14 protein-coding genes and 1 pseudogene are annotated in these 21,692 nt (G+C 63.0%); 12 read left to right on the forward strand and 3 right to left on the reverse strand.

Going from position 1 to position 21,692, the window contains the following annotated elements; all coding sequences use genetic code 11:
* The 5 genes from E5W87_RS03490 to E5W87_RS03510 form a co-directional block, all read left to right on the forward strand.
* Positions 1 to 4,242, forward strand: a 4,242-nt coding sequence (locus tag E5W87_RS03490) for a translocation/assembly module TamB domain-containing protein (protein WP_292394027.1), incomplete at its 5' end; no start/stop codon positions are given.
* A gap of 366 nt (positions 4,243 to 4,608) precedes the next feature.
* Complete coding sequence (locus tag E5W87_RS03495) at positions 4,609 to 6,261, forward strand: ABC transporter substrate-binding protein (RefSeq protein WP_292394029.1); 1,653 nt, start codon at positions 4,609 to 4,611, stop codon at positions 6,259 to 6,261.
* Positions 6,262 to 6,487: 226 nt separating this feature from the next.
* Entirely contained in the window at positions 6,488 to 7,522 is a 1,035-nt protein-coding gene (locus tag E5W87_RS03500; protein WP_292394031.1) for an ABC transporter permease, read from the forward strand.
* A gap of 12 nt (positions 7,523 to 7,534) precedes the next feature.
* The gene (locus E5W87_RS03505) at positions 7,535 to 8,692 is read left to right on the forward strand and encodes an ABC transporter permease (RefSeq protein WP_292394033.1); all 1,158 of its coding nucleotides are present in this window, start codon (positions 7,535 to 7,537) and stop codon (positions 8,690 to 8,692) included.
* A 48-nt stretch (positions 8,693 to 8,740) separates the two neighbouring features.
* Positions 8,741 to 10,957 carry an ABC transporter ATP-binding protein gene (locus tag E5W87_RS03510; protein WP_292394035.1) on the forward strand — a complete coding sequence of 739 codons (2,217 nt, stop codon included), beginning with the start codon at positions 8,741 to 8,743 and terminating at the stop codon, positions 10,955 to 10,957.
* Positions 10,958 to 10,970: 13 nt separating this feature from the next.
* Here the strand turns inward: E5W87_RS03510 and E5W87_RS03515 are convergent, their stop codons facing one another.
* Positions 10,971 to 11,561: a transglycosylase SLT domain-containing protein gene (locus E5W87_RS03515; protein ID WP_292394038.1), complete on the reverse strand. Its 591-nt coding sequence runs from the start codon at positions 11,559 to 11,561 to the stop codon at positions 10,971 to 10,973.
* 216 nt (positions 11,562 to 11,777) lie between these two features.
* Between E5W87_RS03515 and E5W87_RS03520 the strand changes: the two genes are divergently transcribed.
* Together E5W87_RS03520 and E5W87_RS03525 are read left to right on the forward strand one after the other, a co-directional pair.
* Positions 11,778 to 13,316, forward strand: coding sequence for a trimethylamine methyltransferase family protein (locus E5W87_RS03520; protein ID WP_292394041.1), 1,539 nt, complete (start codon positions 11,778 to 11,780; stop codon positions 13,314 to 13,316).
* An 88-nt stretch (positions 13,317 to 13,404) separates the two neighbouring features.
* A complete protein-coding gene (locus E5W87_RS03525) occupies positions 13,405 to 15,831 on the forward strand; it encodes an FAD-dependent oxidoreductase (RefSeq protein ID WP_292394043.1) in 2,427 nt (808 codons plus the stop codon).
* 11 nt (positions 15,832 to 15,842) lie between these two features.
* On the opposite strand, the pseudogene E5W87_RS03530 reads toward E5W87_RS03525, so the two are convergent.
* A pseudogene (locus E5W87_RS03530) lies at positions 15,843 to 15,932 on the reverse strand (DoxX family protein); the annotation flags it as partial.
* Positions 15,933 to 16,009: 77 nt separating this feature from the next.
* On the opposite strand from E5W87_RS03530, the gene E5W87_RS03535 reads away from it, so the two are divergent.
* A complete protein-coding gene (locus E5W87_RS03535) occupies positions 16,010 to 16,516 on the forward strand; it encodes a hypothetical protein (RefSeq protein WP_292394045.1) in 507 nt (168 codons plus the stop codon).
* Between the two features lie 31 nt (positions 16,517 to 16,547).
* Here E5W87_RS03535 and E5W87_RS03540 read toward each other — a convergent pair whose 3' ends face one another.
* Positions 16,548 to 17,324 (reverse strand): VOC family protein, encoded by a 777-nt coding sequence (locus E5W87_RS03540; protein ID WP_292394047.1) that lies wholly within the window; start codon positions 17,322 to 17,324, stop codon positions 16,548 to 16,550.
* Positions 17,325 to 17,520: 196 nt separating this feature from the next.
* Here E5W87_RS03540 and E5W87_RS03545 point away from each other — a divergent pair, with 196 nt between their 5' ends.
* From E5W87_RS03545 to E5W87_RS03560, 4 genes are all read left to right on the forward strand, one after another.
* Entirely contained in the window at positions 17,521 to 18,237 is a 717-nt protein-coding gene (locus E5W87_RS03545; protein ID WP_292394049.1) for a gamma-glutamylcyclotransferase, read from the forward strand.
* A 140-nt stretch (positions 18,238 to 18,377) separates the two neighbouring features.
* Positions 18,378 to 19,742 carry an NAD(P)-dependent oxidoreductase gene (locus tag E5W87_RS03550; RefSeq protein ID WP_292394050.1) on the forward strand — a complete coding sequence of 455 codons (1,365 nt, stop codon included), beginning with the start codon at positions 18,378 to 18,380 and terminating at the stop codon, positions 19,740 to 19,742.
* Positions 19,743 to 19,744: 2 nt separating this feature from the next.
* Positions 19,745 to 21,058, forward strand: a complete 1,314-nt coding sequence (preA, locus tag E5W87_RS03555; protein WP_292394052.1) for an NAD-dependent dihydropyrimidine dehydrogenase subunit PreA — start codon at positions 19,745 to 19,747, stop codon at positions 21,056 to 21,058.
* A 112-nt stretch (positions 21,059 to 21,170) separates the two neighbouring features.
* A complete protein-coding gene (locus tag E5W87_RS03560; protein WP_292394054.1) occupies positions 21,171 to 21,689 on the forward strand; it encodes an Rrf2 family transcriptional regulator in 519 nt (172 codons plus the stop codon).
* Positions 21,690 to 21,692: the final 3 nt, after the last annotated feature.

Genomic DNA, 21,692 nt, shown 5'->3' on the forward strand with positions numbered 1-21,692 from the left:
ATCAAGCTGACGGCGACCGGGAAGGCCGACATCGCCAATCCTGCCGCCGATGTCTCACTGACCGGGTCCGTCGACGACCAGCCGCTCGATCTCAGGGCATCATTGGTCACGCGTGACGGAAAGCGTTCCCTCAACGGGCTTAGCCTGTCGCTGGCCGACAACAAGATCTCGGGTGATCTCGCTCTCGACGACAGCTTGCTGCCGCTCGGCACGTTGACACTCGAAGCGCTCGATATCGGCCCGTTGGCAGCACTTGCCGGGCAGGCGGCGACGGGCGACATACAGGGCAGCATCCGCCTCTCGAATGATGGTGGCGCGCCGACGGTCGCGATCGATATGACCAGCGCCTCGATTTCGCGCGGCGATCTGGCGGCGAAGACCATTGCCGTCAATGCGCTGGTCGCCAACTATCTCAAGGGCCCGGCGATCTCCGGCACGATCAAGGCCGATACGGTCACATCGGGGGCCACCGTGGTCAGCGGCATCGGTGTCGATTTGAAGCGCGACGGCGACTGGACCGGGTTTTCCGGTGGCGCCACCGTGGCCGGCATTCCGGCCACAGCCGAAGGCCGGGTGAAGATCGCGGACGGCACGACAAGCGTCGAGATCGCCTCGGGCGAAGCGACCATCCGCGGCATCAAGGCAGCGATTGCGCAGCCATCGAGCTTGAGCATCGCCAATAGCGCAGCCAGCATCGAGAAGCTGATGCTCCATGTCGGCGGCGGATCGGTCAACGTGTCCGGCACTGCCGGCCAGACGCTCGACCTCGCGGCAGAATTTTCCGCGCTGCCGGCCGCCCTTGCCAATGAGTTTTCCCCCGGCCTCGACGCTGCGGGCACGCTCGGCGGAACGGCACAAGTGACGGGACCGTCGGCTGCCCCTGACATTCGTTTCAATGCGCAGCTCAACGGCGCCGAAACCAGCCAGACGCGCCAGGCGGGACTCGGTCCGCTCAATCTCGATGCGGCAGGCAGCTTCTCCTCCGCCAGCGGCGTCGCCGTCGACCACGCGACGCTTGCCGGCGACAAAATTTCGGGCACGGCCGCCGGCACCATCAATCCGAACGGCATCAGCGATTTTGCGCTCGACCTGGCCTCGACCGGCCCGAGCCTGCCGCTGGCGCTTGGCAGCACCGAAAGCCCGATCAAGCTCGAGCTGCAGGCGCTTTCGGTAAAGGCTGCGGGGCAGGGCACGCAGCCGAAGCTCGACATCTCCGCTGTCCTGCCTTCGGTCGCCACGAACTTTACCAAGGTCGAGAGGCTCACCCTGGCATTGCACTCGGACGCCTTCGACGTGAAAAGCCGGACAGGGCCGATCTCCGGCACGGTGACGGCGGACAAGATCGGCCTGGACAATCCGACCATCGCGCCGCTGATCGCCGGCAAGATCACAGCCAAGGTCGCCGGCAGCCTCGCCACTGACACCATCATCATCGACAGCGGGTCGGTGACGGGCGACGCGCTGAACACCGGCTTCAACGGAAGGGTCTCGCTGGCCGACGGCGCCATCGATCTCAACCTTAGGGCGGATGCGGCTTCCGCAGCACTGCCGGCGGCAGCGCGCGGAGTGCTCGCAGAACGGACGGAACTCAATGCCGCGCTGAAGCGCGACGCCAACGGCAATGTCACCGCCAACGCGATCAGGCTGGTGTCCGGCGCACTGACCGCCGACGGGCAGGCCAGCCTTGCCGACAACAAACTCGCCGCCGACATCAAGGGCGCGCTGGCCGACATCTCGCTTCTGTCCGGGGATGCCAAGGGCGCCATCGCTTTCGCGCTGACCGCGCAAGGCCCTGGCACCGCGCCCGACCTGTCGCTGACGGTGAACAGCGACCGGCTTTCGGTGGCCGAACGAGAGATCACCGGGCTGAGGCTCACCGCCACCGGCAAGGCCGATGCCGCCAATCCGGCGGCCAATGTGCAACTGACCGGAAATGTCGCGGGCCAGGCCCTGCAAGGCAGTGCCGTGCTGGCAACGTCCGACGGCAAGCGCGCCATCAACGGGCTCCTGCTGTCGCTCGGCAAGAACCGGATATCAGGCGACCTGGCGCTTGATGAGGCCTTCGTGCCTGATGGCACCGTGGCGCTCGACCTGCCTGATATCGGACCGCTCGCAGCCCTTGCGCTGGAAAAGGCGGAAGGCGACGTGCGCGGCACGATCGTCTTCTCGAAGGCCGGCAATGCGCCTGAGGTCACCATCAAGGCTTCGACGGCTTCGATTTCGCGCGGCGATGTTTCGGCAAAGACGGTCACCATCGATGCATTGATCGCCAACTATCTCGCGGCACCGGTGATCTCCGGAAAAATCCGTGCCGACAGCGTCACCTCCGGCGGCACCGTCATTCGCCGCATCGATGTCGACCTCACCCGCGACGGCGACTGGACAGGCTTTTCCGGCGGCGCCACCGTCAAGGACATTCCGGCCAGGGCCGCCGGCCGCGTCAGGATCGCCAATGGCACGACGACGGTCGAGCTCACCTCCGGCGAGGCGACCATGCGCGGCATCAAGGCCGCGATCGCCCAGGCCTCGACCATTACCATCGCCAACGGCACCACCAACCTGGACAGGGTGGTGCTCAACCTCGGCGGCGGCACGGCGACGGTTTCGGGCAAGGCCGGGCAGGCGCTCGATCTCAACGCGACGCTGGCCCGGGTGCCGATCTCGCTCGCCAACAGTTTCTCGCCGGGCCTCGATGCCGCCGGCTCGATCTCGGGCACGGTGAAGGTGACGGGCGCGCCGGCCAATCCGGCCGTCGCCTTCAACATCGACGCCGCAGGCGTCCAGACGTCGCAGACCCGCGGTGCCGGTTTCGGCGGCATGGGAGTTTCGTCCTCCGGCACGTATTCGGGCAACAGACTGGCGTTCGACGCCAACATGAGCGACGGCGCCGGCCTCGGCCTCAAGGGCGGCGGCACGATGACGACATCAGGCACGCCCACTCTTGATCTCGACTTTTCCGGCAAGGTGCCGTTCGCCTTCCTTACCAGGACACTCGCCGCGCAAGGCCTGTCCTTGAGCGGCACGGCCGACGTCAATGTGCAGGTGCGCGGCCCGGCGACATCGCCGGTGATCTCAGGCACGGTGCGCACGTCAGGTGCCCGTTTGATCGATGCACGCTCGGGCCTTGCGATCAACGATATCGCCGCCGATGTCACGATCGGCGGCGGCGTCGCCAGGATCAACCGCCTGACCGGCACGCTGTCGACGCGTGGCAGCCTGTCGGCCAGCGGCACGGTCGGCATCGTTCCGGCGCAAGGTTTTCCGGCCGACCTGTCGGTCAAGCTCGTCGACGGCCGCTACACCGATGGCAGGGTGGTCACCGCCAATCTCGGCGGCGATCTGACCATCAAGGGGCCGCTTGCGTCGGCGCCGGTGATTTCGGGCACGGTCAACTTGGCCAAGACCGTCATCACCGTTCCCGAAAAACTGCCGGGCTCGCTGGCGGCGCTCGACGTCAAGCACAAGAACGCACCGGCCGCCGTGCGCGCGCAGGACAAGGCGTTGCGCCCGGCGACGGCGAGCGGCGGCAGCGGTGGCAGCGGCCTCAATCTCGATGTCACGGTCAACGCGCCGAGCCAGATATTCATCCAGGGCCGGGGTGTCGATGCCGAGCTTGGGGGGTCGCTGCGGCTGACCGGCCCGGCGTCGTCGCCGCAAGCGGTTGGCACCTTCACCTTGCAGCGCGGGCGGCTGACGATCCTCGCCAAGCGGCTGACCTTCACCGAAGGCACGGTCGGCTTTTCAGGGTCGCTAGTGCCTTATCTGAACCTCACAGCGACGTCGACTACGAGCAGCGCCACCGTCACCATCGTGGTGTCGGGCGAGGCGACCAATCCGAAATTCAACTTCTCGTCGGTGCCGGCGCTGCCGGAAGATGAGGTTCTGGCGCAACTGATTTTCGGCCGCTCGATGTCGAACCTTTCGCCGCTGCAGATCGCGCAGCTTGCCGAAGCCGCCGCGCAACTGGCCGGTGTCGGCGGCTCGACGTCGCTGCTCCAGAACCTGCGCAGCGCGATCGGCGTCGACGATCTCGACGTCATCACGGACGAGGAGGGGGGCACCGCGGTCTCGGCCGGCAAATATCTCAACGACCGCACCTATGTGACGATCCAGAAGGGCGACAAGCCGGGTTCGGGCAAGGCGGCGATCGATCTCGACGTCGGGCGCGGCGTCAAATTGCGCGGGGAGGCCACCGACGCCGGCGAAGCCAAGGGCGGCGTTTTCTACGAGCGCGAGTACTGAAGCCTGCCGACGTCGCCGTTTTTGCACGACATCAGCTGGCGCTGTGCAAAGCTTCGCGCATGACGCCGAAAATCGGAATCGATTTTCGGCTAGGGATTATGCGCAAAATCAAAGTGCTACGGCGTCCTTTGCGCCTCCACGAGGACGCACGGCGCCGTAGCGAATGTCTCAGTTTAATCGATGCCGGATATTTGAACGAAATCTGCCGGGCAGTAGCAATTTTGCGCCAAGACTGTCGTTATCACGCGAACTGCCTCCCTTTCAAAGTTGCACATTCCTTGGCATGTTCCCAATCCGTGTCGTCTTTGACATCATGGCCCGGATGCGGAATGGTAAAAGGCAGAAAGCCAACAATGGGAGTTCGTGATGACAATCTACAAGAGTAATGGCGATCGCGTTCCGGATCACATCCATGCAATGGCCGAAGAAGCCAAGGCCGGACGTGTCGATCGCCGCGAGTTTCTCGCTTTGGCCAGCGTCTTCGGCGCGTCCACGGCGATGGCCTATGGAATGCTCGGCCTGGCCGACCCGACTCCGGCGAGAGCGCAGGACGTACAGGGCAAGAAGGGCGGCATACTGAAGGTCGCCATGTGGATCAAGGATCCGAAGGATCCGCGCAAGGCCGACTGGTCGGAAATCGCCAATGCCGAGCGCCAGGCACTCGAGCCGTTGGTCAAGTACACAACCGAATACACGTTCCGCCCATACCTGCTCGAGAGCTGGGACGTCAACGACGATGCCACCGAGTACACCCTGCACGTGCGCAAGGGCGTCACCTGGAACAACGGCGATCCGTTCACCGCGGACGACGTCATCTTCAACTTCAAGCGTTGGGCCGACAAGAAGGCCGAAGGCAATTCCATGCCCGGTCGTCTCGGCTCGCTGGTCAAGGACGACAAGCTGGATGAGAGCGCAGTCACCAAGGTCGACGATTTGACGGTGAAGCTGAAGCTCAGCACGCCGGATATCGCGCTCATCCCCAACGTGTGCGACTATCCCGGTCTCGTCGTCCACAAGACCTTCGACGAAAAGGGCGGCGATTTCAAAGCCTGCCCGATCGGCACCGGCCCGTTCGAACTCGTCTCCTACGATGTCGGCCAGAAAGTGGTCTACAAGCGCCGCGAAGACAACAAGTGGTGGGACGGCGAGGTCTTTCTCGACGGCATCGAGTTCATCGACTACGGCACCGATCCGGCGGCCACGGTCAGCGCCTTCGAATCCGGAGAGGTCCATACTAATTTCGAGACGTCGGCCGACTATGTGTCGATCCTCGACGGTGTCGACCTGGTCAAGTACGAGGTGGTCACCGCAGCGACGATCGTCTGCCGCACCAATGTGGCCAACAAGCCTTATGACGATCAGAAGGTCCGCAACGCGCTGCAGCTCGCAGTCGACAACGCCATCGTGCTCCAGCTGGGCGGTGGCAACGCCGGTACTGTCGCCGAAAACCACCATGTCTCTCCGATCCATCCGGAATATTACGAGCTGCCGAAGATTGCTCGCGATCCGGCCAAGGCGAAGGCGCTGATGGAGGAAGCCGGTCAGGCCGATTTCGAGCACGAGCTGATCACGGTCGACGAAGACTGGCACAAGAATACCGGCGATGCGATCGCCGCGCAGATGCGCGACGCCGGCATCAAGGTGAAGCGCACGGTGCTGCCGGGTTCGACGTTCTGGAACGACTGGACCAAATATCCCTTGTCGATGACCAACTGGAACATGCGGCCGCTCGGCGTCCAGGTTCTGGCGATCGGCTACCGCACCGGAGAAGCCTGGAACGAAACCGCCTGGTCGAATCCCGAATGGGATGCCAAGCTCAACGCTGCGCTTTCGGTCGCCGACGCCGCCAAGCGCAAGGAGATGATGAAGGACATCGAGCAGATCCTGCAGGATTCCGGCATCATCATCCAGCCCTACTGGCGCAAGCTCTACAGTCACTCGGTGGCTGCCGTTAAGAACTACGCCATGCACCCGACCTTCGAGCGCGACTACGGCAAGGTCTGGCTCGACGAGGCTTGATCGGATCGATCGTGGAAGGGGCGGTTCGCCCCTTTCACCCACGCCATGCATGATTCCAGAACCGAAAGTCGGCGCAGCAAGAAAAGCGCGGACTCTTCGGATAGGGGCGTGCAATAAGACAGGGTTGATCGCATTCTGAGGGTCCGTTTGACAGCCAGCTCTGCCGATAGCGGCTGAGCTGGTTCCAAGCCGGCCTCAACCCCAACCAGACCGGCAGGGGACCGCCATGCTTTCTTTCATCCTTCGACGCCTCGGCACCATGGCATTGACGATGCTGTGCCTGACGATGGTCGTGTTCTTCCTGATCAATCTCGACCCCAATCTGAAAAAGCTGGCGATCAGCCAGACTGAAATGCACACCTCGGCCGAGCAGCTCGAAAACTGGCTGGTCAACCATGGCTACCGCCAGAATTTCTTCTCCCGCTATGGCCAATGGCTGGGTATCGTGCCCAAACAGCCGGTCACAGACCCGGCAACGGGCAAACCCGCGCGACGTTTTGCTTTCTGCAACGATCCTGTCGAGCCGACGTTCTCCGGCGTGTTGCAGGGTGATTTCGGCTGCTCGACCAAATTCAAGACGACGGTCGCGTCGAAGCTTTTCCCGGCGCTCAGTGCTACCGGGATCCTGATGTTCTGGGTGCTGATGGTGATGGTGCCGATCTCGCTTCTGATCGGCATCCTCGCCGGCATGCGCGAGGGCTCACGAACCGATCGGACATTGTCTGTCGCCTCGATCGCCTCGACGGCGACGCCCGAATATGTGTCGGGCGTCATTTTTACCGTCATCTTCGCCTCATGGCTCGGCCTGCTGAACGGTTCGGCGGCTTCGGCCAGCCGGGGCATCACCTTCTACAACTTCACCTTGCCTGTGATGACGCTGGCGATCTACGGCATCGGCTACATCGCCCGCATGACTCGCGCCTCGATGGTCGAGGTGATGACGCAGCAATATATCCGCACCGCGCGGTTGAAGGGCCTCTCCTTCGGCAGCGTCGTGGTCAAGCATGCGCTGCGCAACGCGCTGATCGCGCCGTTCACGGTCATCATGCTGCAATTTCCCTGGCTGCTCACCGGCGTCGTCATCGTCGAGGTGATGTTCCGCTATCAAGGCTTCGGCTACACGCTGGTCGAGGCGGCCGGCAACAACGACATCGATCTTTTGCTCGGCTGCTCCCTGGTCTCGGTGTTCATCGTCCTGATCACGCAGCTCATTTCCGATGTCGGCTACGCGTTTCTCAATCCGCGTATCAGAGTTCAATAGGGGATCGGGCGGATGCAGCTTGAATATATCGGCGCCTTCAATGTGGTGCTTGGCGTGCTTGCGCGTTTCTGGCCGGTCTGGATCGCTCTCGTCCTGGTGATGGGGGCGAGCTTCGCCTACAAGAAGAGGCTTGGCCTCTACGGTCAGCTCTTCGACAGCAGCGTCGGTATCGTCGGTGTCGGCATCTGCCTGTTCTGGCTGTTCACGGCGATCTTCGCGTCGACCATCTCGCCCTTCAATCCGCTTGCCCAGATCCCGATCATGAAGGATGCGCTGCCAGGCGCGGTCGAGCCGCAATCGGGACTTGTCTACCTGTTCGGCGGCGACAAGCTTGCCCGCGACGTCTTCAGCCGCATGGTCTATGGCAGCCAGATCGTGCTGATCATCGCGCCAGCGGCGACCGGTTTCGCGTTGATGGTCGGCATCACGCTCGGCCTGCCGGCCGGCTATTATGGCGGCAGGATCGATACGGTGCTGTCCTTCCTCGCCAATCTGGTGCTCGCCTTCCCGGTTATCCTGCTGTTCTACCTCTTGGTGACGCCGGGCATCATGGAGACACCGATTCCCTACGCGATGGCCGGCCTGTTCTTCCTGTTCCCGATCATCTTCTTCAGCGTGCTGTCCTGGACGCGCTACAAAAAACGGCCCGACCGTCTCTACATCCTCCTGGGACTGACGCTGATCATTGGCGGCTGGGTCTATGCCGGCCTGGTCTTCGATGCCGACCCGTTCAGGATCATCCATATCGATCCCAACCAGCTCAACATCTTCGTGGCGGTGGTGTTCGCCTCCAGCCCGGGCGTGTTCCGCATCGTGCGCGGCCTCACCATGGACATCAAGACGCGCGACTATGTGGCGGCGGCGCAGACGCGCGGTGAATCGCCCTGGTACATCATGCTGTGGGAGATCCTTCCCAATGCACGCGGGCCGCTGATCGTCGATGCCTGCCTGCGTATCGGCTACACCACGATCCTGCTCGGCACGCTCGGCTATTTCGGCCTGGGGCTGGCGCCGGAGAGCCCGGACTGGGGCACCGCGATCAAGGATGCCAGCCGGCTGCTGCGCTCCTTCATCCATCCGGCGCTGCCGCCGACGATCGCGCTGATGTCGTTCGTGCTGGGCCTTAATCTCCTGGCCGATTCGCTGCGCGAACAATCGATGAAAGATTGATGGACGGGTCTTCGACCCTACTTAGAAGAACAAGGATTGGAGCGACCCATGAATGAGGCAGTTCGAAATCCCGCCAAGCCGACCAATGGGCCGATCATCGAGATCGAGAACCTGTCGATCTCCTTCTTTACCCGCAAGGGCGAGATACCGGCCGTCATGGACTTCTCGTGCACGGTCATGCCTGGCGAAGCGATGGGCATCGTCGGCGAATCCGGCTGCGGCAAGTCGACCGTGTCGCTTGGCATAATGCGCGACCTCTCCAACATCGGAAAGATCGTCGGCGGCCGGATAAAGTTCCAGGGCAAGGACATGGGCGAGCTGTCCGATGAGGAACTGCGCGCCATCCGCGGCAACAAGATCGCGATGATCTACCAGGAGCCGATGGCCAGCCTGAACCCGGCGATGAAGGTCGGCCAGCAATTGATGGAAGTGCCGCTGATCCACGACAAGGTGTCGAAGGAAGAGGCTTACAGACGCGCGCTGGAAATGGTGCGCTCGGTCAGGCTGCCCGATCCCGAGCGCATGATGCGCTCCTTTCCGCACCAGCTTTCCGGTGGCCAGCAGCAGCGCATCGTCATCGCCATGGCGCTGCTGTCGAAGCCGGCGCTGCTCCTGCTCGACGAGCCGACGACGGCGCTCGACGTGACGGTGGAAGCCGGCATTGTCGACCTGGTCAAGGGGCTCGGCGAGAAGTTCGGCACCTCGATGATCTTCGTGTCGCACAATCTAGGCCTGATCCTGGAAACCTGCGACCGCATCACGGTGATGTATTCGGGCGAAGCGGTGGAGACCGGCAAGATCAAGGACGTCTTCGACCGGATGCGCCATCCCTACACGCAAGGCTTGTTCCGCTCGATCCCGCTGCCCGGCGCCGACAAGAATTCGCGGCCTCTGATCTCCATACCGGGGCAATTGCCGTTGCCGCACGAGCGGCCGAAGGGTTGCAATTTCGGCCCACGCTGCCACCATTTCGTCGAGGGCGTCTGCAACGCCGCCGAAATCCCGATGATCGCGGTCGACGGCCATGAAGGCCATTTTTCGCGTTGCGTGCGCTTCAACGAGATCGACTGGGAAGCGCTGCCCCCCGGCGCCAAGAAGGTCAACGAGCGCGTCGAGCCCGGCGCGCCGGTGCTCAAGATCGAGGATCTCAGGAAGTACTATAAGGTCGGCGGCAGCGAGGTGTTCGGATCGAGCGAAGGCCGCGTCGTCAAGGCCAATGAGACGATCTCCTTCATGGCGCGCGAATCCGAAACCGTCGCCATCGTCGGCGAGTCCGGTTGCGGAAAGTCGACGCTGGCCAAGGTGCTGCTCGGGCTGGAGACGGCAAGCTCCGGCACTGTGACGCTCGGCAACCAGCGGATCGAGTCGACCGGCGTCGAGAAGCGCAGCGTCGAGACGGTGTCGTCGATCCAGATGGTGTTCCAGAATCCGTTCGACACGCTCAATCCCAGCCATTCGGTCGGTTCGCAGATCATCCGCACGCTGGAGAAGTTCAACGTCGGCAACACCGTCGCCGACCGCCGCAAGCGCATGCTGGAGCTTCTCGACCTGGTGAAGCTGCCGCGGGCCTTCGAGACCCGCAAACCGCGCCAGCTCTCAGGCGGTCAGAAGCAGCGCATCGGCGTGGCGCGGGCCTTTGCCGGCGACGCCAAGGTGGTAGTGGCCGACGAACCGGTCTCGGCACTGGATGTGTCCGTCCAGGCGGCAGTGACCGAGCTTTTGATGGACATCCAGCGCAAGAACAAGACGACGATGCTGTTCATCAGCCACGATCTGTCGGTAGTGCGCTACATCGCCGACCGTGTCGTCGTCATGTATCTCGGCTATATCGTCGAGCAGGGCACGACCGACCAGATTTTTTCGCCGCCCTATCACCCCTATACTGAGGCGCTGCTGTCGGCGATCCCGATCGCCGACACCAGCGTGATCAAGAAGCACATCGTGCTGGAGGGCGACATTCCGTCGGCGATGAACCCGCCAACCGGCTGTCCGTTCCAGACCCGCTGCGGCTATAAGAAGCTGGTGCCGGACAATCTTTGCGAGACGCAGGTGCCGCCGGTCAAGCACCTCGGCGACGGCCATATGAGCCTGTGCTGGCTTGCCGACGACGTGCTGGCGAAAATGGAGCCGGTGATCAAGTTCGACAAGGAGCATGCCGCTAACGAAGGCGTGCCGGAAGACGCGCCGCATGGGGCCGGTCCGGGCTTTGCCGGCACTCCGCCCAAGCGTCCGCGCGGCAAGAGGCCGAAACTGACGGATGGCTAGATCCGTGGCGCCATCAAGGCGCGCATTGGCGTAACTGCGCGGCGTAATCCCGGGCCATCTGCTCGGTGGCCCGCGCATAACGTTGCACGCCGGCATCGCCGCGGTTCCCGCGGCCATAGGCCGTCCAGCCGAGATAATAGGCCAAATAGAGATTGTAGGTGTCGTTGCGGGCGACACCGAGCGTATCGGCGGTCTTGGAATGATACCAGCCGACGAAATCGACGGCATCGGCAAACCTGGTGCGGCGCGCCGCCCAGCTGCCCGTCTCGCTTTGATATTGCGCCCAGGTGCCGTCGAGCGCCTGCGAGAAGCCGGTGGCGCTGGAGACACGTTTCCAGGGAATGAAGCCGAGAAGCTTGGTGCGCGGCGGCCTGGCATTGCTCTTGAAGCCGGATTCCTTGCGCACCGTCGCCATCAGCACGGGAACCGGCACACCGTATTTCTGCTCGGCGCGCTCGGCCGCCGCCTGCCAGTTGTCGAACCAGCCGTCATTCTGGTCGAACACGGCGCAGACATCGTTGATATGGCGTGGCGGCGTCGCGCAGGCCGACAAAACCAGCAACACGGCAACAGCTATAATTTTACTAAAACTCGACCTACACATCGGAAGAGGATTAGGCCGAAAACATAAAAGGAATCTTGCAGCGTTCCTTAACGGCTCACCTGCTGCTTTGGCCGGGCGGAGTAAGGAGAATATTCCGACGTTTTCGGTCGCTTTTGTCGCCACGAGATTCCCAAAATGCCGCCTTGGCTAAAATCACGCCCGCAGGTGGCGGATTTCTGACAGCCCGATCATTGTGCCGGCGCTTTGATGCACCGCATGAACGAACCGAGACGCAAGCGCGGCGCCGAGCGAACCAGCAACAGGGGACCGACCGCCATTCCGCAACTGCCGTTGCGCCGCGTCACCAATCCCTATCCGCCAATGGCGATGCTCTCGGCCGACCAGATCGAGGCGATCCACCAGGCGTCGATGCACATTCTGGAGAATTTCGGCATCGAGGTGATGAGCCCGCGAGCGCTTTTGCTGTTCGAAAAAGCGGGGGCCAAGGTCGATCATGCGTCAATGACCGTCCGCATCGACCGGGACATGGTCGACGAGGCACTGAAGACGACGCAGTCGAGCTATACGCTGACGCCGCGCAACCCGACCCATACCGTCCATCTCGGCAGCAACACCATCAATTTTACGCTCGTTGCCGGGCCACCCAATGTGCACGATATGGAACGCGGCCGACGCGCTGGCAATTTGCGCGATTACAGCGATCTCACCCGGCTGGCGCAGCATTTCAACTGCATCCACATGCTTGGCAACCAGGTCTGCGCACCCGTGGAACTGCCAGCCAATTCACGCCACCTCGACACCTATTTCGCCAATCTGACGCTGACCGACAAAAGTTTTCACGTCTCGGCGATCGGCCGGGGCAGGGCGCTCGACGGCATCGAAATGATGGCGATTTCGCGAGGCCTGGCGCTCGATGAGATGCGCGACGACCCCGGCGTCACGACCATCATTTCGGTCAACTCGCCGCGCCGCTTCGACGAGATGATGGCCGAGGGGCTGATGACCATGGCGGAGTTCGGCCAGTCGGTCGCGGTGACGCCGTTCACGCTGATGGGGGCGATGAGCCCGGTGACGCTTGCCGGCGCGCTGGCGCAACAGAACGCCGAGGCGCTGTTCGGCGTGGTCTTGACGCAGCTTGTCCGCCCTGGTGCCCCGGTCATGTATGGCGCCTTCACCTCCAATGTCGACATGAAGTCCGGCGCACCGGCCTTCGGCACGCCGGAGAACACCAAGGCCAACATCGCGTCCGGGCAGCTGGCGAGGCGCTATGGGCTGCCCTACCGGACGACGCCGGGTTCAGCCTCCAATGCCGCCGACGCGCAGGGCGCCTATGAGACGCTGATGGCGCTGTGGGGCGCGGTGCTCGGCCACGGCAATCTCGTCTACCACGCTGCCGGCTGGCAGGAGGGCGGGCTGACCGCCTCGTTCGAGAAGTTCATCATCGACGTCGAGATGATCCAGCACATGATGGAGTTTTTGCGCCCGATCGAAGTCAACGAGGCGGAACTCGCCGTTGAAGCGCTGGGTGCTGTGCCGACCGGCGGCCATTTCTTCGGCGAGCCGCACACGCTGGAGCGCTACGCCACCGCCTTCTACCAGCCGATGCTCTCCAACTGGCAGAACTACGAGGCCTGGCAGGAGGCCGGCGGGCTCGACGCCACGGCGCGCGCGACGCGGCTGTGGAAGAAAGCGTTGGAAGATTATGTCGAGCCGACGATGGATATTTCCGTACGCGAGGCGCTGGAGGCGTATGTGACCAAGCGCAAGGAAGCGATCGGGGCGGGTGAGCCGTGACGCTGCGTTGTGCGCCTGCGAGGTGACTTGGCTCCTCCCGTCCCGATTCATCGTTCCCCTCCAACTCACTGAAATAACGAGAAAACCCATGAAATCGCATGCAAAGGTTGTGGTCATAGGCGGAGGCGTCGTTGGCTGTTCCGTGCTGTTCCATCTGGCGCGTCACGGCTGGACCGACATCGTCCTTCTGGAGCGCGACGAGCTGACCTCCGGTTCGACCTGGCACGCGGCCGGCGGCATGCACACGATCAATGGCGATCCCAACGTCGCCAAGCTGCAGAAATACACGATCTCGCTTTACAAGGAGATCGAGGAGCTGTCCGGGCAGGCGACCGGCGTGCATCTGACCGGCGGCGTGCTTTTGGCGGCGACCGAGGCGCGGCTCGACTGGCTGAGAGGCGTCATTGCCAAGGGCCGCTATCTCGGCATCGACCTCGAGGAGATTTCGCCTGGTGAGGCGGCCGAGCTGATGCCGCTGCTCGACCCGAAGCAGTTCGTCGGCGCCGTTCGCAACAAGGAGGATGGCCATCTCGATCCTTCGGGGGTTACCCATGCCTATGCCAAGGCCGCGAGGAAGCTTGGCGCCGAGGTCGAACGCTTCACCAAGGTCGAGGACATCGTGCGCCGCGCCGACGGGCTGTGGCGCGTCATCACCAACAAGGGCGAGGTGATGGCCGAGCATATCGTCAACGCCGGCGGCCTGTGGGCGCGCGAGGTCGGCCGCATGGTCGGGCTGGAGCTGCCGGTGCTGGCCATGGAACACATGTACCTGATCACCGAGGACATGCCCGAGGTCGCCGCGTGGAACCAGAAGACCGGCACGGAGATCATCCACGCGGTCGATTTCGACGGCGAGCTGTATCTGCGCCAGGAGCGCGGCGGCATGCTGATGGGCACCTATGAGAAGGCCAACAAGCCTTGGTCGGAATTTTCCACGCCGTGGAATTTCGGCCATGAACTGCTGGAGCCCGACATCGACCGCATTGCGCCGTCGCTGGAAGTGGGCTTCAGGCATTTCCCGGCCTTCCAGAACACCGGCATCAAGCAGATCATCAACGGTCCCTTCACCTTCGCGCCCGACGGCAACCCGCTGGTCGGACCGGTGCGCGGCCTGCCGGGTTTCTGGGTCGCATGCGGCGTCATGGCGGGTTTCTCACAGGGCGGCGGCGTCGGCCTGGCACTGTCGAACTGGATGATCGAGGGCGATCCCGGCGCCGACATCTGGGCTATGGACGTCTCGCGCTATGGCGACTGGGCGACGATGGCATACACCAACGCCAAAGTGCGCGAGAATTATTCGCGGCGTTTTTCGATCCGCTTCCCCAACGAGGAGCTACCTGCCGGGCGGCCGCTCAAGACCACGCCGGTCTACGATCTCCTGTCGGCCAAGGGCGCGCAATGGGGTGCGGCCTATGGGCTGGAAGTGCCGCTGTGGTATGCGCCCGAGGGCGTCAAGGACGAGTTCTCGTGGCGGCGCTCAAGCGATTTCGAGTATGTCGCAAAAGAGGTGAAGACGGTGCGGACAAGTGTCGGCCTGTCGGAAATCTCGTCATTCGCCAAATACAGGGTGACGGGCGAGGGCGCGGCGGCCTGGCTCGACCGCCTGCTGGCCTGCAAGCTGCCAAAACCCGGCCGCATGACGCTGGCGCCGATGCTGAAGGAAGACGGCAGGCTGATCGGCGATTTCTCGCTGGCCAACCTGGACACTGAAGGTTGGTTTCTCGCCGGCTCCGGCATTGCCGAGCAGTATCACATGCGCTGGTTCGAGGCGTATCTGCCGAAGGATGGCTCGGTCCAGATCGAGGCTCAGGGGGCAAGGCTGACGGGCCTGTCGATCGCCGGACCCAAGGCGCGGGACGTGCTGGCTAGGGTTACGCGGGCGGATGTCGCCACCGCGGCGTTTCCGTTCATGGCGATTGCCAGGATGGATATCGGCATGGCGCCGTGCCTGGTCGGCCGCGTCAGCTACACAGGCGATCTCGGTTACGAGATCTGGGTGGCGCCGGAATATCAGCGCGCCGCGTACCAGACCCTGATGGTGGCGGGCGAAGAATTCGGCATCGGCCTGTTCGGCTCGCGCGCGCTCAACGCGCTTCGGCTGGAAAAGAACTACGGTTCATGGGCGCGCGAATACCGGCCGATCTACGGGCCGCTCGAAGCCGGACTCGACCGTTTCGTCGCCTACGGGAAAGAAACCGATTTCATCGGCAAGCGTGCGGCACTCGCCGAGCGTCAGCAAGGCGGCAAGCTGCGGCTGCGCGCCTTTGTCGTCGATGCGGCGGACGCCGACGTCATCGGCGACGAGCCGATCTGGTTCGACGGCGCCGTGCGCGGCTGGGTCACGTCAGGCGGCTACGCGCACCATTCCAAGACGTCCGTGGCCATGGGCTATGTGCCGAAGGAAATCGCCGATGAGACCGACGGTTTCGAGATTGAGCTCTTGGGCAAGCGCTATGCCGCGCGCGTGCAGCCGTCGCCGCTGTTCGACGCGAATCTCGAGCGGATGCGGGGGTGAAGGTTGGCGCCTCAAGCGCTGTGGCGGTTGTCCAGCGCCAAAGCGCCGGGACCGGCGAACACCAGATAGGGGAAGATGAAACGGAAGGGGATCGCCGCATTCTTGTTCCTTAATATTTTTCTCTCTAGGGTTGTATAAAGATCGCTATAGTTGTATTGGTATCCAGACACTCCAAACCATGCGGGTTCCGTTTGCCATGAGAAAAGTCGTCGTCAGCCTATTCGCTATCCTTGCAGGCACCAGCGTCGCCATGGCCGACGACGCCGGCTGTGCTGCTTTCAAATGGCCGGTGACGCGCGAGGAGGCCCTGTTTGCAGCGGCGCCCGCCGCGCAGTCCGGCGCTGACCTTTCGGTCGGCGAGGCTGCAGATGTGGCGTTGGCGCCGGTCGACACGATCAGCTTCACCGTTCCGCCGGAACGCGCGCCGGCAGCCGGTACATTCGGCGCGACGGCAAGCGTGGCCGTGCCCCCGGAGGGCGAGCTCCAGATCAGCCTGTCTGATGAGGCCTGGATTGATGTAGTTCAGGACGGAAAAGCCGTGAAGTTGGCGGCTTTTAGTGGCGTGAAAACCTGTCCGGGCATTCGCAAAAGCGTGCGTTTCAAGCTTGCGGCGGGTGCCGCTACAGTCCAACTCAGCGGCGCCAAAAAAGCCGGTCTCAAAGTTGCAGTGCTGACGCCGGAATGATCCAGCGACAACACTCGGTTGGTCAGGACGCCTACCGCACCGGCGCCATCAACGCGAAATGCGCGCCCTGCGGATCCTGGCACTGCACGATCCAGCTGCCGCCGGGCACCTCCATGGGACCCATCAGGATCTTGCCGCCATTGTCTGTGATGCGCTTGGCCGCCGCATCGATGGCCGGGACGTTGAAGTAGAACATCCAGACCGGCACTGGAATCTGCTCCGGCTTGTTCATCATGCCGCCGCCGGATTCGGGGCCGGCGGCAAAGGTCTGGTAGATGCCCATCGGCCCCATATCCATCGCATCGCCCTTCTCCCAGCCGAACTGCCCGGAATAGAAATCGAACGCTGCCTTCCAGTCCGACGTGTAGAGTTCGTGCCAGCCGATATGGCCCGGTGTGGTGGCCGGCACCGTCGGCTGATCGGGGCCGGTCGGCTGCATCAACATGAAGGTCGCACCTTGCGGATCGGCGACGACGGCGAAGCGGCCGACGCTCGGAATGTCGTCGGGTTCGCGGTGAACCGTGCCGCCGGCCTTCTTCAGCGATTGTGTCGAGGCATCGACGTCTTTCGTGTGGATATAGCCGAGCCAGGCCGGCGGCATGCCCATCTTGGCGGCGTCCTCCGGCAGCTTCATCAGACCGGCGACGCCGCGCTCGCCGACATTCATGACGATGTAACGCGGCATGCCCGGCGCAACGTCGAAAGGCTGCGCTTTCCAGCCAACCACAGCCGTATAGAAGGTCTCGGCGGCGTCGAGGTCGGTGGTCATCAACTCGTACCAGAAGAAGGGCATGGGGGACTTTGGCATTGTCGTGCTCCTTATGTTTCCAGTCGTGTGGCGGTTTCCAGTTGTGGATTGTGGCTCGATCCATCCTAGGACGATCTTGGCGACCGAAATCCGACATCTGGGCCAGAAATCGATGGCGGCAAGGCGCCTCTCATTCGTAATCTTGCGCAAGTTGCAGTTTTCGACTTTGCTTGCCGTCAACGAGGGTTCTTGAGCCATGCGCCGGATGTCGCTCACTTCAGAGCTTGTCGCGCTATGCCATCGGGAGGAGGCCGATCCCGGTCCCGATGGCAGTTGGACGCAACTGACCGACGAGGATTTCGGGACCCTTGCGTCGCGGCTGTCGGGCGAAGCAGACGCGGGCCCGTTGTGGGTGTTCGCCTATGGCTCGCTGATCTGGAAGCCGGCTTTCGAGTCCGTCGAACAACAACGCGCCACCGCTTTCGGCTGGCACCGGTCCTTCTGCCTCGACATGGTCCGTTGGCGCGGCAGCGCCGAGCAGCCGGGCTTGATGATGGCGCTCGAACGGGGCGGGCGATGCAACGGCGTGATCTACCGTTTGCCGGAAGGCGAAAAACCGCTGCAGATCGAAAGGCTGTTGCGGCGCGAGATCAGCGATCACGAGAGTATCGGCTCAGTCAGGTGGCTTCCCGTGCATACGGCTCAAGACACGCTCAGGGCGCTGGGCTTCTGGGTCGGCGTGACCGGCAGGGGCACTTCGCTCAATCAGCCCCTGGAAAATGTGGCGCGGGTGCTGGCCAGAGCATGTGGGCATGTCGGATCCGGTGCCGAATATCTCTACAATACCGTCAGTCACCTGGAAGCGTTCGGCATTCGCGACCGCAATCTGTGGCGGCTGCAGGAACTGGTCGCGAAGGAGATCAGGTCGATCCATGGCCGTGCCCCCGAAATGGGCCTTCTATCGGCACAGTGATCGCGCGTGAAATTCAATAACATGAGTATATTTATCATGTTTTATCAAGTCTTTTCAGCGGCTTGCGTCGAAAATTGACCAATTGATAAAAAAACAAAACGTGTTAGCCTTCCTCAAAACCACAAGAACGGGGAAGCGGAATGGCGACTGGTCATTTCAAGCAGGGCATTGCCGGCGGACGGCTTTCGCCCGAACAATATGCGGATAATTTTTCCGACCTGCATCCGCCGCTCGATCATCACGAGGCGCTGGTCGAATCCGATCGCTGCTATTTCTGCTATGACGCGCCGTGCATGAATGCATGCCCGACCTCGATCGACATTCCGCTGTTCATCCGCCAGATCTCGACCGGCAATCCGATCGGCTCGGCCAAGACGATTTTCGACCAGAACATTTTGGGCGGCATGTGCGCCCGCGTCTGCCCGACCGAGACGCTGTGCGAAGAGGTCTGCGTGCGCGAAGTGGCGGAGGGCAAGCCGGTGCAGATCGGCCGCCTGCAACGTTATGCCACCGATGTCGCCATGGCTGAGAATAAGCAGTTTTACCCGCGCGCCGCTCCGACCGGCAAGACGGCCGCCGTGGTCGGCGCCGGACCGGCCGGGCTTGCCGCCGCGCATCGGCTCGCCCGCCATGGTCATGAGGTGACCATCCTGGAAGCCCGCCCGAAGGCCGGCGGCCTCAATGAATACGGCATCGCCGCCTACAAGAGCATCGATAATTTCGCCCAGGCCGAGGTCGATTATATCACCTCGATCGGCGGCATCGACATCCAGAACGGCAAGGCGCTCGGCCGCGACTACCAGCTGTCGGACTTGACCAGGAATTACGACGCGGTGTTTCTCGGCATGGGGCTTGGCGGCGTCAACGCGCTGCGTGCCGATGGCGAGGAGGCGCAAGGCGTCACCAATGCTGTGGAGTTCATTGCGGAGCTTCGCCAGGCCAGCGACCTTGCCACCCTGCCGGTCGGCCGGCGCGTCGTCGTCATCGGCGGCGGCATGACGGCGATCGACGCGGCGGTGCAGTCCAAGCTGCTCGGCGCCGAAGAGGTGACGATCTGCTACCGGCGCGGCCAGGAGCACATGAACGCCTCCGAATTCGAGCAGGATCTCGCCGCAGCCAACGGCGTCACCATCCGTCACTGGCTGCAGCCGAAGCGGGTCATTGCCGAAGGCGGCAAGGTCTCGGGCATCGAACTCGAATATACGGCGATGGATGGCGACAAGCTCGTCGGCTCCGGCGAGCGCCTGACGCTGGTCGCGGACCAGGTGTTCAAGGCTATCGGCCAGAGCTTTATTCCCTCGGCGCTCAACGGCAGCGGTGCCTTGCTTGCCTTGGAAGCCGGTCGCATCAAGGTCGATGCCGAAGGCCGCACCTCGCTGGCCAATGTCTGGGCCGGCGGCGACTGTATCTTTGGCGGCGACGACCTCACCGTCTCGGCTGTCGCGCAGGGCCGCGACGCGGCCGAATCGATCCACCGGGCATTGACCTCGAACGGGAGGGCATGAGCATGGCAGACATAAGCAACAATTTCGTCGGCATCAAATCGCCGAATCCGTTTTGGCTGGCCTCGGCGCCGCCGACCGACAAGGCCTACAACGTCATCCGCGCCTTTAAGGCGGGCTGGGGCGGCGTGGTGTGGAAGACGCTCGGCGAGGAAGGCCCGCCGGTGGTCAACGTCAACGGTCCGCGCTATGGCGCGATCTGGGGCGCCGACCGCCGCCTGCTCGGCCTCAACAACATCGAACTGATCACCGACCGCGACCTGCAGGTCAATCTGCGCGAGATCAAGCAAGTCAAGATGGACTGGCCCGACCGCGCCATTGTCGTCTCGTTGATGGTGCCTTGCGAGGAGCATGCGTGGAAGGCGATCCTGCCGGTGGTCGAGGAGACCGGGGCCGACGGCATCGAGCTCAATTTCGGCTGCCCGCACGGCATGTCGGAACGCGGCATGGGTGCCGCCGTCGGCCAGGTGCCGGAATACATCGAAATGGTTGTGCGCTGGTGCAAGGCCAACACCCGCATGCCTGTTATCACCAAGCTGACGCCCAACATCACCGACATACGCAAGCCCGCGCGGGCTGCACACGCAGGTGGAACAGACGCGGTGTCGCTTATCAACACCATCAATTCGATCACCGGCGTCAATCTCGATAGTTTCGCACCGGAGCCGACGATCGACGGCAAGGGTTCGCATGGCGGCTATTGCGGCCCGGCGGTGAAGCCGATCGCCATGAACATGGTGGCCGAAATCGCCCGCGATCCGGAAACGCATGGGCTGCCGATCTCCGGTATCGGCGGCATCACGACATGGCGCGACGCGGCCGAATTCATGGCGCTCGGCGCCGGCAATGTGCAGGTGTGCACGGCGGCGATGACCTATGGCTTCAAGATTGTGCAGGAGATGATCGCCGGCCTGGAAAACTGGATGAACGAGAAGGGCCACGCTACGCTCGAGGACATTATCGGTCGCGCCACGCCCAACGTCACCGACTGGCAGTATCTCAACCTCAATTACATCGCCAAGGCGCATATCGACCAGGAGGCCTGCATCAAATGCGGCCGCTGCCATATCGCCTGCGAGGACACCTCGCACCAGGCGATCACCAGCATGGTGGACGGCGTCAGGCATTTCGAGGTGATCGAAGCCGAATGCGTCGGCTGCAATCTCTGCGTCAATGTCTGTCCGGTGGAGAATTGCATCACCATGGAGCCGCTGGCGGCCGGCGTGATGGACCAGCGCACCGGCAAGCCGGTATCGCCGGTCTACGCCAACTGGACGACACACCCGAACAACCCGATGGCCAAGGTGGCGGCGGAGTAAGGCGCGGCCCGTTGTGGAAAAGCGGCGCCTGCGGGCGCTGCTTTTTTATTTTTGCTATTGCGGATACAAATTATCCACGATAAGATATATCCATGAATCGGAGAACCACGCCATGAAGCTGGGCGAGGGCGTTGAAGCAGCCATCCATTGCGCCGCGATGCTCGCCGGCGTCGAGGGCGAAGCGACCCTTTCGGGCGCCGCCATGGCGGAAGCCTTTGGCCTGTCGCCGAGCTATCTCCTGAAACATCTCAACATGCTGAGCGCGGCGCGCATTCTAGAATCCGTCTCGGGACCAGCTGGCGGCTATCGGTTGGCGCGGCCGGCCGAGCGCATAACCCTGCTCGACATCGTGCTCGCCGTCGAAGGGCGCGAGCCGGCTTTTCGCTGCGGCGAGATCCGCCAGCGCGGACCGGTGAGGCTCGATGCTTCGGCCTATGTGAGACCGTGCGGCATCAACGTCGCAATGCTGAAGGCCGAGCGCGCCTATCGCGCAGCGCTCGCCGAGGCCCGGCTGTCCGACATCGTTGCGGACTATATGACCGAAGCCGATCCCCGTTCGGTCGCGGCAGGCTGCGCCTTCGTCGAGCGCCATCAGCGGCCGCAGAAATCGAGTTCAACCAAGCAAGCGTGAAAG

The sequence above is a fragment of the Mesorhizobium sp. genome (assembly GCF_004962925.1).
GTDB lineage: Bacteria > Pseudomonadota > Alphaproteobacteria > Rhizobiales > Rhizobiaceae > Mesorhizobium.